At 51.3% G+C, this 15,030-nt stretch carries 16 protein-coding genes and 1 riboswitch; of the genes, 1 reads left to right on the top strand and 15 read right to left on the bottom strand.

Features of this window, described 5'->3' with window-relative positions:
• Positions 1 to 41 precede the first annotated feature (41 nt).
• From KNP82_RS01720 to KNP82_RS01690, 7 genes are all read right to left on the bottom strand, one after another.
• Positions 42 to 347 (bottom strand): hypothetical protein, encoded by a 306-nt coding sequence (locus tag KNP82_RS01720; protein WP_021065509.1) that lies wholly within the window; start codon positions 345 to 347, stop codon positions 42 to 44.
• Positions 348 to 512: 165 nt separating this feature from the next.
• Positions 513 to 893, bottom strand: a complete 381-nt coding sequence (locus tag KNP82_RS01715) for a YutD family protein (protein WP_058764068.1) — start codon at positions 891 to 893, stop codon at positions 513 to 515.
• A gap of 48 nt (positions 894 to 941) precedes the next feature.
• On the bottom strand, positions 942 to 2,282 hold the full coding sequence (locus tag KNP82_RS01710; RefSeq protein ID WP_251128599.1) for a bifunctional metallophosphatase/5'-nucleotidase: 1,341 nt from the start codon (positions 2,280 to 2,282) through the stop codon (positions 942 to 944).
• 14 nt (positions 2,283 to 2,296) lie between these two features.
• A complete protein-coding gene (locus tag KNP82_RS01705; RefSeq protein WP_214799096.1) occupies positions 2,297 to 3,142 on the bottom strand; it encodes a DUF72 domain-containing protein in 846 nt (281 codons plus the stop codon).
• A gap of 17 nt (positions 3,143 to 3,159) precedes the next feature.
• On the bottom strand, positions 3,160 to 4,341 hold the full coding sequence (locus tag KNP82_RS01700; protein ID WP_021065505.1) for an MFS transporter: 1,182 nt from the start codon (positions 4,339 to 4,341) through the stop codon (positions 3,160 to 3,162).
• A 114-nt stretch (positions 4,342 to 4,455) separates the two neighbouring features.
• Positions 4,456 to 5,775, bottom strand: coding sequence for a branched-chain amino acid transport system II carrier protein (brnQ, locus tag KNP82_RS01695; RefSeq protein WP_029595106.1), 1,320 nt, complete (start codon positions 5,773 to 5,775; stop codon positions 4,456 to 4,458).
• A gap of 241 nt (positions 5,776 to 6,016) precedes the next feature.
• Positions 6,017 to 6,289 carry an acylphosphatase gene (locus KNP82_RS01690; protein WP_214756719.1) on the bottom strand — a complete coding sequence of 91 codons (273 nt, stop codon included), beginning with the start codon at positions 6,287 to 6,289 and terminating at the stop codon, positions 6,017 to 6,019.
• Positions 6,290 to 6,381: 92 nt separating this feature from the next.
• Here KNP82_RS01690 and KNP82_RS01685 point away from each other — a divergent pair, with 92 nt between their 5' ends.
• A complete protein-coding gene (locus tag KNP82_RS01685; protein ID WP_131472383.1) occupies positions 6,382 to 7,764 on the top strand; it encodes an alanine/glycine:cation symporter family protein in 1,383 nt (460 codons plus the stop codon).
• Between the two features lie 35 nt (positions 7,765 to 7,799).
• Here KNP82_RS01685 and KNP82_RS01680 read toward each other — a convergent pair whose 3' ends face one another.
• From KNP82_RS01680 to KNP82_RS01650, 8 genes are all read right to left on the bottom strand, one after another.
• Positions 7,800 to 8,774, bottom strand: a complete 975-nt coding sequence (locus KNP82_RS01680; protein ID WP_285801264.1) for an L-lactate dehydrogenase — start codon at positions 8,772 to 8,774, stop codon at positions 7,800 to 7,802.
• Between the two features lie 109 nt (positions 8,775 to 8,883).
• A complete protein-coding gene (locus KNP82_RS15650; RefSeq protein ID WP_051627704.1) occupies positions 8,884 to 9,213 on the bottom strand; it encodes a DUF6678 family protein in 330 nt (109 codons plus the stop codon).
• A 124-nt stretch (positions 9,214 to 9,337) separates the two neighbouring features.
• Positions 9,338 to 9,691 (bottom strand): hypothetical protein, encoded by a 354-nt coding sequence (locus KNP82_RS01675; RefSeq protein ID WP_214826852.1) that lies wholly within the window; start codon positions 9,689 to 9,691, stop codon positions 9,338 to 9,340.
• Between the two features lie 69 nt (positions 9,692 to 9,760).
• The gene (locus tag KNP82_RS01670; protein ID WP_131472379.1) at positions 9,761 to 11,143 is read right to left on the bottom strand and encodes an LVIVD repeat-containing protein; all 1,383 of its coding nucleotides are present in this window, start codon (positions 11,141 to 11,143) and stop codon (positions 9,761 to 9,763) included.
• 111 nt (positions 11,144 to 11,254) lie between these two features.
• A riboswitch (SAM riboswitch) is annotated at positions 11,255 to 11,369 on the bottom strand.
• A 90-nt stretch (positions 11,370 to 11,459) separates the two neighbouring features.
• Positions 11,460 to 11,834, bottom strand: coding sequence for a YciI family protein (locus KNP82_RS01665; RefSeq protein ID WP_058764076.1), 375 nt, complete (start codon positions 11,832 to 11,834; stop codon positions 11,460 to 11,462).
• 134 nt (positions 11,835 to 11,968) lie between these two features.
• The gene (gene sufB, locus KNP82_RS01660; protein ID WP_029595099.1) at positions 11,969 to 13,366 is read right to left on the bottom strand and encodes a Fe-S cluster assembly protein SufB; all 1,398 of its coding nucleotides are present in this window, start codon (positions 13,364 to 13,366) and stop codon (positions 11,969 to 11,971) included.
• A gap of 19 nt (positions 13,367 to 13,385) precedes the next feature.
• The gene (gene sufU / locus KNP82_RS01655) at positions 13,386 to 13,820 is read right to left on the bottom strand and encodes a Fe-S cluster assembly sulfur transfer protein SufU (RefSeq protein ID WP_024372279.1); all 435 of its coding nucleotides are present in this window, start codon (positions 13,818 to 13,820) and stop codon (positions 13,386 to 13,388) included.
• On the bottom strand, positions 13,810 to 15,030 hold the full coding sequence (locus KNP82_RS01650; RefSeq protein ID WP_029595097.1) for a cysteine desulfurase: 1,221 nt from the start codon (positions 15,028 to 15,030) through the stop codon (positions 13,810 to 13,812). Before KNP82_RS01650 ends, sufU begins: the two co-directional genes overlap by 11 nt.

Below are 15,030 nucleotides of genomic sequence, written 5' to 3'. Positions count from 1 at the left end.
CAAAAAAACACGAAAAAAGGGAAAAGGTTTTCCCTTTCCCTTTAATACATGACGTTGCCCATGAAAAACTGTGACATCGATACGATAAATAAGAGCACACCTGTGGCCACTGCCGCCAACGAAATAATTTTAAAGAGGCGGCTTCTCAAAAACGCCTGACGATATTCAAAGCGGCGGATTAGCAAGACGTGGACAACCTCATAGATCAGGACTGCGGCGGTGAAGTAAAACGTCATGATACTCCCGAACCCGAAGAACAACATCGCTAGTACGCCCAAGCCGAAATTATGAATTCGATTATGGACGTCATCGCGGTCACCGACGGTCGCCGTTTGTACGTGTTGCATACTTCCACCTCACTTCCAAAACCCACAAAAACCCGAACAGAAACAATAACCTTAAATATAAGTTATCACAATTTTCCTATCCCTAAACCTGTCACACCGTCTTTTCACCTAAAAGAAACATTTGGAAAATAAATGTAACAAAAAAGCGCTGATGTCATCAGCGCGTCATGTACCGGTCGAAGGCTCGACTTCTTCCGATTTATTGAATTTGCGTTTCAGTTTGAGCGGTTGTTTCGTACCACCGAAGACTGGACCGTCTTCCGCCTCATCGATTTCCGTCTCTTTTTTGAGTACAAAGAACGGGCACCCAAAGTTACAGTATTCATACACGTAATCCATCACGTGATCGATTCGATTATCATACGTCGCGAACTTGGACTTCGTCTCATAGAACCCTTTCAACCGAAGCTGTCCGTGGCCCCAATCCCCGACGATATAATCGTATTTATCAAGCACGTCGCTATAGCGTGCGATGAACGCTTCCTCGTCAAAACCGTCACGTTTCTCTTCAATGACGGTATAGCCGTGGCGATTCACTCTAATCATGTTTCACACCTCCACTGTTCTATCATAGCATGCCGACCGGTCCCGTCCCTATCCTTTTCGGATGGCATTATGACGGGTCACGATCGTCTCGCGTAACACGTCACGCAGCAGTTCCGGCATAAAGTAACGCTTCGGCTGATCGGCCAAATACGGAAGGAGCGGTCCGAACGTGAACATGTCGACCGTGGCGACACGATACGTCCCGTCTAGATTGATTTCCTCACCATTAATCGAATAGCGACCGTTTCGGCTGTCGATTCCATGGAGGATCGGGCTACCGAGCACCGTCCCGCGAAAACCGAGGCCACGGACATGCATTGTCGTGAACGCATCTTCTTGGACGTCGTTCAAAAATCGGACGAGGGTCGCCCCGTCAAGCGTCAAGAGACAAGGGTTGATCGGATGCGGACAAATCCGGTGCAACATATTTAGCGTGACGTGGCCCGGGCGCAAACCTTCTAACAAGACACCGGATGGGATGATACTCAACTCGGCGTCACACCAGTCCGCGAGTCCGCTCGCCAATAGGTTTCCGATGGCTGACGGACCGAACCAGTCACTTTCATAACCTGGTGTCTCGGCAATCGTCACATCGAGCAGACGCTCGGCTTGACCATACTCTGCGGCTAGGACCGCGACCGTCGCTTCATCAGGTTCGCGCTCCGATACATCGTGGAGACAAGCCCGCTTCTCGATGACCCGCTTTCCTTCGATGGCTAGCTCGATTTGCCCGACGTACTGCCCGTATTTGCCGGCCTGCGCGATTAGGACGCCGTTCGTGACGACACCTTCATCGAGTACGTGGTGGGTATGGGCTCCGAGGATGACATCGATTTCTGGGAACGCCTCGGCGAGCCGCTCGTCGGCATAAAAGCCGAGATGGCTGAGCGCGATGATGACGTCGCAGTCTCGAAGTGTCTCGAGGGCACGCGCCGTTGCCGCATGTGGTGCTTCGATGGCCCAACCGAGTTCAGGATAAAGCTCTTCATACGGCGCGGTCACCCCGAACAGCCCGATCTGAATTCCCTCTCGTTCGACGATGAGCGTCTCCGACGCCCATTCTGGTCGTTCACCAGCTGCTTGATAGACGTTCCCTAATAGGACCGGGAACGCGGCCTCGTCATACAGATGGGCGAGCCAGTCGTGCGGGAACGTGATGCCTTCATTATTGCCGATCGTGACCGCCGTCGGTCGAATCCGGTTGAGCAGTCGGACGTTCACTTGTCCGCGCGTCACTTCTGTCGCCGGATGGGTGCGGTCGGCATGGTCGCCGAGATCGAAGACGAGCGTCTCGTCCGTCCGATGCTCATTCAAAAACGAGACGAACCGCGGCCAGTTATGGAATTTCGAATGTAAGTCATTATAATGGAACATCGTAATCGTTCTCAAGACGATCCCCCTTCCTAGAACAGACTGATTTGGCTCGGGGCGAGTTCATATTCGGCACCGAGAATCTCAATCAACCGTTTGGCGTTTGGTACCGCGTCGCCGGCCGAGTTGTTGTTGAAGTAGACGTACACCGACTTCGCTGTTTCATCGACTTGTTTGAGGGCCGCAGCGAGCTCCTGCAGTTCATCCTCACTATAGCGATACAGGCAGCGGACGTGACGCCATTCTTGGCTCGTCATGCCCGGCTTTCGGAGCCAGCCGGCGGTGTTGCGGCCGTGCAAGCGCACGACGGCCACGTCCGGATTGGTCACGACCGGGACGAACGGGATGCTACTCTCTTTCGTTTGCGGCTCATCACAAATCGTATTGATGAAACGTTGTTCCGTTAAGAATGCGAGCGTCCGCTCCCGGAACGCCTCGGAGAACCACGTCGGGTTCCGGAACTCGATGGCGATGTCATAGTCGTGCAACTCGTCACGGATCGTCCGTAAATAATCGAGATGTGGCTTCGAGACATCGAACCAGGGCGGGAGTTGGACGAGCACGGCTCGTAGCTTCCCAGCTTGTTTCAGCGGTTCGACAGACGTTCGATACCGTTCGAACAGCTCGGCGAGAGGTAGCTTCGGCTCCCGGTCATGGCCGCTCATTTCCCTGGAAACTTTGACGATGAATTGGAACGTCTCCGGTGTTTCCAAGTTCCACTTCTCGTAATTCTTCACCGGTTGAATCGCATAAAACGAGGAATCGATTTCAACGGTCGGGAAATGTCCCGCATAGGTCGACAGTTTATGTTTTCGTTCTTCTGGGGTCGTATACAGTAAATCATGGTCTCCCCACCCCGTCACACCGACATAAATCATCACATTCCCTCCTCAACTTATTGTTCGAACGTGGCCGCAGTGTTCCGTTTCGACCAATTCAACGTTCCCGCGAACGTCACGAGCAACAGAACGAGCCCCATCACAAACGGATAGCGCATATCGATATCGAAGGCGATTCCGGCAAGCGTCGGTCCGACGATATTCCCGATGCTCATATAAGCATTGTTCATCCCCATCGCAAACCCTTGCTCTTTATCTGCCATTTTCGATACGAGCGTATTCAATACCGGTCGTAAAATTGACGTCGACAAGAAGATAATCAACGTGACCGCGAAGAAAATCGTGTAAGACCCGGCAAACAGTGAGAACAAGAAGCCGAGCGCGGCGAGCATGATAAAGATGAGCACGACTTTAATCTCACCGAACAGCGAGACGAGACGGTCGACCGCGAACAGTTGGACGATAACGCTGACGATTCCCGTCCCGGTGATCATGACCGCGATTTGTTGCGGCGTTGCGCTGAACGTCTCACTGACGAACAGACCGAGGACCGACTCGTATGCCATCAAACCGAATGCCATGACCAAGTTGATGACGAGCACGAAGAAATACGGTTTCCGTGTCGACGACACGAGTTGACGCGGTAACGATTCACTCTCACTCGTTTGGACATACGGTTCACGGTCCGGTTCTTTCAATAGAATGATTGACGAGATGACGGCAACGAATGATACGATCGCCGATAACAAGAGCGGTGCCTTCAACCCGAATTCGGCGAAGAAACCACCGATTCCTGGGCCGATGACAATCCCGAGCGACATTGCCGCGGAAATATAACTGTTCCCTTTCGCCCGTTGTTTGAGCGTTGTGATATCGGCCACGTAAGCAAAGATGGCCGGAATCAAGAGAGCGGCCCCGACGCCGCCAATCGCCCGTGAAATCAACAGGACGGTCAAGTTGTCTGATAAGTAAAAGACGCCCATCGAGATAGTAAACCCGATGAGTCCGAGGATGATCATGAGCCTGCGGCCGTAAACGTCCGCCCATTTCCCGGCAATCGGCGACATGAGCAGCTGGGCACCGGCAAAGACAGAAATCATGAGTCCGGCAGCGGTTCCGCCTTCTCCAATCATCTTCAAATAATCAGGAATAATCGGGATGATAATCCCGAATCCTGCTACAGCGATGAACATGTTCAACATGAGAATCGCCAATTGTTTCTTTTGTTTAGTCGTCAATGTATGTCACTTCCTTTTCATCCTTTCATTTTACTTGTTGATGAATGAAATGAGCAAACGATAAGACAGCAAAACACCCATCCTTGACCAGAGGATGGGTGTTCAAACACTTGCTTATGAGATGCGTGATTGAGCGAGTGCTTGGTTGGAACGATTTTTCGGTAAAAACAGTGTGATCACATACACGATCAATGTTGGAACTGCCCAAGCAAGTCCGATCTCAGCCATCGGCAAGTTCGTGATCCAAGCTGTTGCTGCTGACGGCGCCAATCCGTGTGTCGTCTCGAAGAGCGAGAGCACGAGAGCCGTATATACAGTCGCCTTCATGGCGACATGCGGGTTGCGTTGAATCCGCTCCGTAATCGAGACGAGCACGAGTGCGATCATGACCGGATACAAGAGCGTGAGAAGCGGTACTGCGATTTCAATCAACATACCGAGTCCGACGAGTGAAATCATGAAGCCGAACAACGTCGTCGCGATGACGACTTGGTAATACTTGAGTGATTCGAACGTGTTGCTGATGAAGCGTGAGAACTCAGTGATGAGTCCGACCGCTGTCGTCAAACAAGCGAGGAAGACCGCAGCCCCGAGCGCGAGCATTCCGACTTGTCCGAAAGACGAACCTGCAAACGCTTGAAGCAAGCTTGCTCCGTCCGTCGTTCCTGTTTGGCCTGTCATGTTCGCTCCAATCGACCCGAGCGAGATATAGACGAGCATCAAACACGTGACAGCGAGCATTCCAGACGTCCGAAGGAGTGAAGATGCTTCTTTTTGGTCCGTCATCCCGTTCGCTTTGAGCGTGACGAGCACGATGGCACCGAAGACGAGAGCGCCGAAGACGTCCATCGTCAAGTAGCCTTGTTTGAAGCCTTCCCCGAGGGCACCAATCCACGTCTCATATCCTTCTGCTGGTGCGACCGGCTTCCCGAGTGGAGCCACGAGGTTCGTGATTCCGATTGCCGCAAGCAAGAGCAAGAGGATTGGCGTGATGATGCGTCCGATGACTTCAATCAATTTCTGAGCACGTAACGTCAAGAAGAACGTCAAACCGAAGAAGACAGTTGAACTGATTGCGAGCGTGAGCGTAGATGGCGCACCGAGAAACGGTACGACTCCCATCTCATACGTGACTGCTGCCGTCCGAGGAATCCCGAAGAACGGTCCAATCGCCACGTACATTAATCCCGTCAAGACGAGCGCAAGCCGCTTCGGAATATACCGAGCGATTTGGTCAGATCCACCGCCGACCCGCGCGACTGCGAAGAGCGCGAGTAATGGTAGCCCGACGCCGGTAATGACGAAGCCGACTAGGGCTGGGACGAGGTTCTGTCCTGCCATCGCACCTAGCATCGGTGGGAACAGCAAGTTCCCGGCCCCGAAGAATAATGCGAAAATCGTGAATGCTAACGGGAATAATGTCGATTTTTTCATACAACTACCTCCACATACATGTAATACCTTCCGTGTTACCCAATGAATCAAATGACTAAATTTTCTGACAATAAACCGCTTGGTCTATTTCATTATACACACTTTCATTTTTTTGACCACCCTATCCATAAAAATGATGTTTATTTTTTTGAAATGTGGATTTATTGTATGGAACCGTTCCCTTAATTTACAAATTATCGGTTGGTCGCACTCACTGACTAGCTGTAAATGAGAAAAATGGTCAATAACGGATATCAAACTTCCGGAATGATTCGATCGTCGCCTCTTCCGCTTCAATCCGTTCGACCCCGACAAAACGATTGCCGTCATAGAGGGCGCGTTTATATGATTCGAGTCTCTCCGCGTCTCCTTCGATTTGAAGTTCGACCGTCCCGTCATTCAAATTCCGGACCCAACCTGTGATGCCGTATTCAAGGGCAGTCGCTTGCGCGAAATAGCGGAAACCGACCCCTTGGACCCGACCCGATACGACGAGATGCTGTGCTTGTTTCATATAAGTCTCCTCCTCTAATTTGAAAGAATGGGTTTAGCCTCTGTCTCGTTAGGCAACAATGTATAAGTAAAATACTGGATAGGAGTGGTGATGTGGAACAACTTGTGACTGTGGTGACGACAATTTCAGATTGGCTATGGGGTGTGCCAATCATCTCGTTACTCGTTTTGTCTGGACTCTATTTGACGATTCGTTTAGGATTCTTCCAATTCCGATACCCCATCTACATAATGCAACAAACGTTAGGCAGTGTTTTCAAAAAACCAAAAGGTGAAGGTGACATCAGTCCCCGCCAGGCATTGACGTCGGCCTTATCTTCGACGATCGGTGCCGCCAATATCATCGGGGTACCAGCCGCCATCATGTTCGGCGGTCCGGGCGCCATCTTCTGGATGTGGGTCATCGCCGTCGTCGGGATGGCCATCAAGTTCTCGGAGAGCGTCCTCGCCGTCCGTTACCGCGAGAAGAACGAGGCCGGTGAATTTGTCGGCGGTCCCGTCTACTATATGGCGAAAGGCTTGAAGCTGAAATGGCTCGCCTCATGGTTCGCCTTCGCTCTCATGATCGAACTCATCCCGAGTATCATGGTTCAAGGAAACGCCGTCAGTTCGGCCGTCAGAGAGACGTTCAACGGCAATACCCTTGTGACCGGGATTATCGTCGCCGGGCTCGTCGCCCTCGTCGTCTTCGGCGGTATGAAACGCATCGCGAAAGTGACGGAAGTCATCGTCCCGGCGATGGCACTCGTCTATGTCGGTGCCGGTTTCATTATCGTCTTGATGAATTTCTCACAAATCCCGGAAGTACTCGGGCTCATCTTCTCATACGCATTCCAACCGATGGCCGCGCTCGGTGGTTTCGCTGGTGCCGCCATCGCCGAGACGATTCGTTGGGGCTTCGCCCGTGGTCTTTATTCGAACGAGGCAGGACTCGGGACGGCACCGATTGCCCACGCCGCTGCGCAAACGGATCATCCGGTCCGGCAAGGCTTCTGGGCCGTGATCGGGATCGTCATCGATACGCTCATCATCTGTAGCGCGACGGCGTTCGTTGTCTTGTCGTCCGGTGTATGGACACGGGCCGATGCGATGAACGATCCAGCAGCCCTGACAACAATCGCGTTCCAACAGTACTTCGGGTACACGGGCAGCCTGCTTGTCACAATCTCGCTCATCTTCTTCGTCTTGTCGACGATTATCGTCATCATCTTCTACGGGTCGCGCCAAGCCGAGTACTTATTCGGTTTGAAGGCCGGCTTCCTGATGAAAGTCGTCTATATCGGCTCAATCGTCATCGGTGCAATCGGTGGAGCACAGATGATTTGGAACTTCCTTGATTTGATGCTCGCGATGATTCTTATCCCGAACATGATTGCCGTCTTGATGTTGAGCGGCGAAGTGAAGCGCTTGACGACCGAGTTCTTCACGTCCGAGAAATATTATAAGAAAGACGTCGCCGAGAAGAAGGCGTCGTAATGACAAACCCGGCTGCGATTGCAGCCGGGTCCTTTTTATGTTGATGATTCGATGTTGTCAATCGCTTGGCGAATCCGTCCGACCGAGGCATCGAACTGTCCTTGTTCCTCGTCCGTCAGTTCGATCTCGACGATTTGGCGGATACCAGTCCGGTCAATCAAGGCCGGTACGCCGATATGGAGACCTGAGGCACCGTATTCGCCATCGAGATGGGCACCGATTGTCACGACGGAGTTCTCATTCCGGACGATGGCGCGGACGATTCGGAGGAGCCCGAGCCCGATCGCGTAGTACGCCGCGCTCTTATATTCGATGATTTGATTCGCCGCATCGCGGACTCCTTGATAGATGGCGTCCAAATCTTCTTGGCGATACGATTCATTCTCCTCAAGTAGCTGCTTCATCGACTTCCCGTAAACGCGGGCGTTGTCCCAGGCGACGAAGCCCCCAGCACCATGCTCGCCCATATAATAGACGTGGCAGTTCCGTGACGACAAGTCGAAGTACTCGCCTACCTTATAACGGAGACGTGCCGTATCAAGGACTGTTCCTGAACCGATAACGCGATGTTTCGGCAAGCCGGACGCCTTCCAGACGACGTGTGCCATGACATTAACCGGGTTCGTCGCGACGACGATGATACCGTCGAATCCGCTCGCCATAATTTGTTCCGTGACATGTTGCATGACCTTCGCATTTTGTTCGGCGAGGTCCATCTGGGTCTGACCGAGCTTTTGAGCGGCACCGGCCGTGATGATGACGATATCGGCGTCGCGGCAGTCCGAGTAGTCACCTGCCCAAATTCGGACCGGACTCGGGGCGAATGATATCCCGTGATTGAGGTCCATCGCCTCCCCTTCGGCCTTGGCGTGGTTCGAGTCGATCAAGACGAGCTCTTCACAGAGCGCCGCCATCGACAGTTGATAGGCGAAACTGATACCGACCCAGCCGGCGCCGACGACGGCGATGCGGGTGATGTCTTCTGGGTCAATCGTGTTCAAGTGATCCATCTGCTTCATCCCTTTCTAAACGTGTTCTCTTACTTAGCATACCCGACTCGCCTTCGTTTTACGACAAAAACTAAACAATCAGTATATACAAAGTAAATACAGGATTACGCTATACGTCACGTTTCGGTTCAAATATTCCCGTATCTCGAACATAGCCAAAAATTTGAATCGTTTTATTGTCCTGTATAAACGGGATTCGTTCTTTCGTTAAAATAAATATTATTTCATCGGTCATGTCACATACGTCCGGTTCGACGATTGCTCCCTTGTAGACTAACACCTTTGGTCGCAATCGAATCCATTCGATTGATTGTAGAGAAGACTCTATCCAAATGTCTTCCCACTCTCCCCATAACAATTCGTACTCAGACAACGACTCACTTGGAAATAACGTATCTTCTCCTAAGTATTTGATTTGATACGGGAGCGCATAACACAATGCTTCTGATAGAGCTCGATTTCATGCAGTTCTTTTCGTCGGTCCACCCAATTCACCTCTACCGTATTTGTTCTAATTTTACAATCGCTCGTAATACTTCATCCCGATTCTGCTTTTTCTTCATTTACTTAGGCAAGCGACTCTCAATACTGCGATTCGCCCTGTCGCTTGTCCGTATCATCGCCTCGATATAACGCTTCATGTAGCCGAGGTGCTCTTGGTTGTAAGCCCATAGTACATGACCACAACAACCTGTTTGTAGATAGAGCGGCAATCCGAAATGAACATCGATAGCTCCACCGATATATTTTGTACCGTTTTGCTTCATTTGCAGATGACCGCAATGGAAACAGCTCAGGCGTACCTCATTAATCTTCTCCAAAACGTCCGCTCGGCCCCCACATTGTGGACAAATCACAAACATTTGAGACATGAACGTCTCCAGTTCTCGACTCTCTAATAAAAATCGATTGGTCACGACATCGCCCCCTCGTTTCATTATACAAAAAACCAGCGAAGTCGAGCTTCGCTGGTTGTCGAGATGGCATTACTTGTTGGTTTTTTGGAGCACTTTCAACCCTGTACCCATGTCAGACGCGAGCACATAGTTTTGATCGACGTACACGCCCCAGATATTCGCATCGGCCGGCACGTATTTTCCGATTTGTACCGGGTGACTTGGATTCGAAATATCAACAGTTCGAACCCCGCCCGCATAGTGAGACAAGTACAACGTGTTCCCATGTACTTTTGGATCGTGTACCGTTTTACCGAACGTCACTTGTTCAGCCGGATTCTCAGAGATGTCTTCTGTCAAATCCGTCTTGAATTCGCTCAATAGTTTTGGATTCGTTTTGTTTTTAATGTCGAAGATCCGTGTGTATCCGTAAGCTTGTTCGTAGCCTGATTTAACCGGTGCATACACTTCTCTTGTTTCAACGAGTACCGTGCCGCCTTTTGCAAGTGCCGCCGAGTGCGCCGAGCCTTGTTGATCCGATGCGAACGCTGTGCGTCCTTCGTATGTCACGTTATCTGGGTCTGAAATATCCAAGATGATCGTTCCAAGATCCCAGAACGAGAGAAACGCTGTTTTCCCGTTCTCATCCGCATAGGCGCTATGATTGAAGACCGGTCTCTTCTTGCCATCTGGTGCGTTCCAGTTGTATCCGTCAAAGCTTTCATCGACTTCTGCTAATGAGCGTGGATCGAACTCATATAGCTTCTTCGGTTCCGCCGGGTTGGTGACATCGACGAGTTGGAAGTCCTTCTCTTTACCGTGTGAATAGTAGTCCGCGTAAGGGTTCGAGGCAAGGACCAATACCCGGTCCCCTTGTGTCGTCAAGTAAAGCTCATGTGTGCCTCTCGTTTTCTTCGTCACTTCATAGAAACCCAACTTCTTCGGCTCATACGGGTTCGTCACATCATAAATCAGGAATCCACCTTTAGAATTCGGATTTTTAGAGTCGAGTTGTTGTGCCGATACAACCGCCAAATCTCCTTTGAACGATTTTGTGTTCACCGTCTTCACGATTACTTTTTCCTGCCAAGTCCCAGGAATGTCTTGGTCGGCGAATACAGCGACTTCTTTCGGGTTGGATGGATCTTTCAAGTCAAACACGCGAACCCCGCCGTTTCCTCCACCGGCAGTATTTGTTCCTGTGTATGCGAACCCTTTATGGGCGTACACGTCGGCCGTACTATTTTTTACGCCTTCTCGGATTTCCTTTAATGATACTGCTGCCGTCTCATGTAGATACTTGACGTTCTTGCTTCCTTCCGTCACGGGAACCGAACTGATTTCATCCGAATTGCGCTCCCCTTTCTCAATGATGATGTCCCCAAGCTCGTCATGCGCATATGTAACCGGTAAAGCTGACGAGACCGTTAACCCTGTGACGAGCGCTGCACTTAATAAGAATTTTCCTTTCAAAATAAATTCCCCCTTATATTTTTTTGATAGAAACTCTGTTAGAGGCAGAATACAAAAAAATCCTTCTGAACTCATAAACGAGACAGAAGGATTCCTAAAAATTCCGATTTCCTCTCATCTCTCAGCGTTCGCTGTTAGATTTAGCACCGTTTCCGTACTGGCGATTCAGTACGGATGGTTGCCGGGCTTCATAGGGCTAATTCCCTCCACCTGCTCTTAATAAGAGTATTCATATCAAATTACTTTGTATTATGACGACGTTTCCATGGAATGTCAATATATTTTTCTGCATAATCTTTACAGGTGAAGTTTTCATTCACTCTCGCTCCCGATAATAGTGAACCGGCCGAATCTCGAGCCTCCACCCTAACGCTTCCGCTTCGGGCACTTGGGTCGTCGGATGGATGGAAGCGATTCTGACCGCGTCCTCCATATCCACCGCTTCAATCACGAACGCACTTCCCATGACTTCCTTCGATGCCGTAACAGGCCCATCCGTAATCGAAATCTCCTGTGACTCCCGCTTGAGTTGCTTCATGCTCGCTTCAAGCCCCATGTCCAACAACACTTGTTCACTTGCATATAGCTCCTGTAAGTATGGTTCACACGTCGCCATGATTTGATCGATTTCTAGGTCGGTCTTTTCGTTCATTTTGTCAGCGTTGAAATATCCCGTTACCAAGAACATCATGTGATCTTCTCCTCTCGAATCTACAGTCATGCATCATCTTATCCCATTCCCTATTCCCTGTTTACAGGCATTGCCTACACAAAAAGACGGTCGACATGAAATCATGTCAACCGTCTTTCCTCATCTATTCAGGATTATCCAATCGATCCTTCCATCTCAAACTTGATGAGACGGTTCATTTCGACGGCATATTCCATTGGCAATTCTTTCGTGAACGGCTCGATGAAGCCCATGACGATCATCTCAGTCGCTTCTTCTTCCGAGATTCCACGGCTCATGAGGTAGAAGAGTTGCTCTTCTGACACTTTAGAGACTTTCGCTTCGTGCTCGAGTGAGACTTGGTCGTTCAAGATCTCGTTGTACGGGATCGTGTCCGACGTCGACTCGTTATCCATGATGAGTGTGTCACATTCGATGTTCGAACGTGCACCTTTCGCTTTACGACCGAAGTGGACGATTCCGCGATACGAGACTTTTCCGCCTTGTTTCGAAATCGACTTCGAGACGATTGACGACGACGTGTTCGGTGCGAGGTGAATCATTTTCGCGCCCGCGTCTTGGTGCTGCCCTTTACCGCCGAGAGCGATTGAGAGCGTCATACCGCGTGAGCCTTCACCTTTCAAGATGACGGCCGGGTATTTCATCGTGAGTTTCGAACCGATGTTGCCATCGATCCATTCCATCGATCCACCCGCTTCACAGACAGCACGCTTCGTGACCAAGTTGTAGACGTTGTTCGCCCAGTTCTGGATCGTCGTATAGCGGCAATATGCGTCTTTGTTGACGAAAATCTCAACGACCGCTGAGTGGAGTGAGTTCGTCGTGTAGACCGGTGCTGTACATCCTTCGACGTAATGGACAGAAGCGCCCTCGTCGACGATGATAAGCGTCCGCTCGAACTGACCCATATTCTCCGAGTTGATGCGGAAGTAAGCTTGGAGCGGTTGCTCGAGCTTCACGCCTTTTGGTACGTAGATGAACGAGCCACCTGACCATACAGCCGAGTTGAGCGCCGAGAACTTGTTGTCCGTCGGCGGAATCAATTTTCCGAAGTACTCACGGAAGAGGTCTTCGTTTTCTTTGAGCGCCGTGTCTGTATCTTTGAAGATGACACCTTTCGCTTCAAAGTCTTCTTGCATGCTGTGATAGACAACCTCAGACTCATACTGAGCCGAGACGCCTGCCAAGTATTTTTGCTCCGCTTCTGGGATTCCGAGCTTGTCAAACGTACGTTTGATTTCTTCAGGAACCTCGTCCCACGAGTGCTCTGTCTTTTCAGACGGTTTGACATAATACGTGATCTCATCGAAATCGAGTGCCGTGAGATCGCCGCCCCATGTCGGCATCGGCATTTTGCGGAACTGTTCGAGTGATTTCAAGCGGAACTCGAGCATCCATGCCGGTTCTTCTTTCATGCGCGAGATCGTCTCTACGATTTCATTCGTCAAGCCGCGGCCTGAACGGAAAATCGAGATGTCTCGGTCATGGAAGCCATATTTATAATCGCCAATGTCAGGCATGTTTTTCGCCATATCGGTCTCCTCCTTCTACTTACGCTTCCTCGTCGACTCCCTTTTCAAGCGCTTTCCACGCGAGCGTGGCACACTTGATGCGAGCCGGAAACTTTGAGACGCCAGACAACGCTTCGATGTCGCCTAGGTCGAACGTGTCTGTATCATAGTCTTTTCCTTGGACCATCTCCGAGAAGATGGTGGCCAATTGGAGTGCCTCGTCAACAGACTTGCCCTTCACGATTTGAGTCATCATCGATGCCGACGCGAGACTGATTGAACAGCCTTCACCTTCGAACTTGGCATCTTTCACGATTCCGTCCTCGACTTGGAGTTGGAGTCGGAGTGAATCCCCGCATGTCGGGTTGTTCAAGTCGACCGTCACGCCATCTTCGATGACGCCACGGTTTCTTGGGTTTTTATAATGATCCATGATGACCTGTCGGTACAACATGTCGAGATTGTTAAAACTCATAATTGAAATACTCCTTCGTTTGACGTAGCCCTTCGATGAAGCGGTCGACCTCTTCTTTCGTATTGTACAAGTAGAAGCTCGCTCGGGCTGTCGATGATTGCTTCAGGAGACGCATGAGCGGCTGGGCACAGTGGTGGCCGGCCCGGACCGCGATGCCTTGCATATCCAAGACGGTCGCTAAGTCGTGGGCGTGCACGTCACCTAAATTGAACGTGACGAGTCCGACCCGTTCCTCTGGTCCGTAAATTTCAATGCCTTCAATCGTACGCATCTGTTCGATGGCGTACGTCGCGAGCGCCCGTTCGTGGGCTTCGACGTTCTCGAGACCGAGGTCTTCTAAAAAGTCGATGGCCGCTGCCAAACCGACGGCGCCGGCGATAATCGGCGTCCCTGCTTCGAACCGGTACGGGATGTCTTTCCATGTCGACTCATACAAGTCGACGTAATCGATCATCTCGCCACCGAATTCGACCGGTTCCATGTTTTTGAGCAACTGCTTCTTCCCGTATAAGACACCGATCCCGGTCGGACCGAGCATCTTATGGCCTGAGAAGGCGAGGAAGTCGCAATCGAGTGCTTGCACGTCAAGTTTCCGGTGCGGTGCGCTTTGCGCCGCATCGACGACCATGACCGCGCCTTTTTCATGGGCGAGCTTCGCCACATCGGCGATCGGGTTGATCGTGCCGAGCACGTTCGAGACGTGACTCATGGCGACGATTTTCGTCCGGTCCGACAAGACGGCACGGACCGCGTCGAGCGTGACCCGACCGTCCGGCGTCAATTCGACGTAACGGAGCGTGGCCCCTTTACGCTTGGCGAGCTGTTGCCATGGAATCAAGTTGGCGTGGTGCTCCATCGGTGTGAGGACGATCTCGTCCCCCGCGCCGACATTGGCGTCCCCGTAGCTTGACGCGACGAGGTTAATCGCCGTCGTCGTCCCGCGTGTGAAGATGATTTCTTCTGGGACGGCGGCGTTGATGAATGAACGGACGCGCTCCCGCGCCCCTTCATACGCATCCGTCGCGTGCGTCCCGAGCGTATGGACGCCCCGGTGCACGTTCGAGTGGATGCGGCGATAGTAATCCTCGATCGCCTCGATGACAGCAAGCGGTTTTTGGGAGCTCGCCGCGCTGTCGAGATAGACGAGCGGATGACCGTTGATTTCCTGATCTAAAATCGGGAACTGTTTACGAATCGAGGCATCAATCAT

Origin of the sequence: Exiguobacterium sp. s26 (assembly GCF_018618235.1) — a bacterium.
GTDB classification, from domain to species: Bacteria; Bacillota; Bacilli; order Exiguobacteriales; family Exiguobacteriaceae; genus Exiguobacterium; species Exiguobacterium chiriqhucha.
This window is presented reverse-complemented; position numbering and strand designations above follow the sequence as displayed.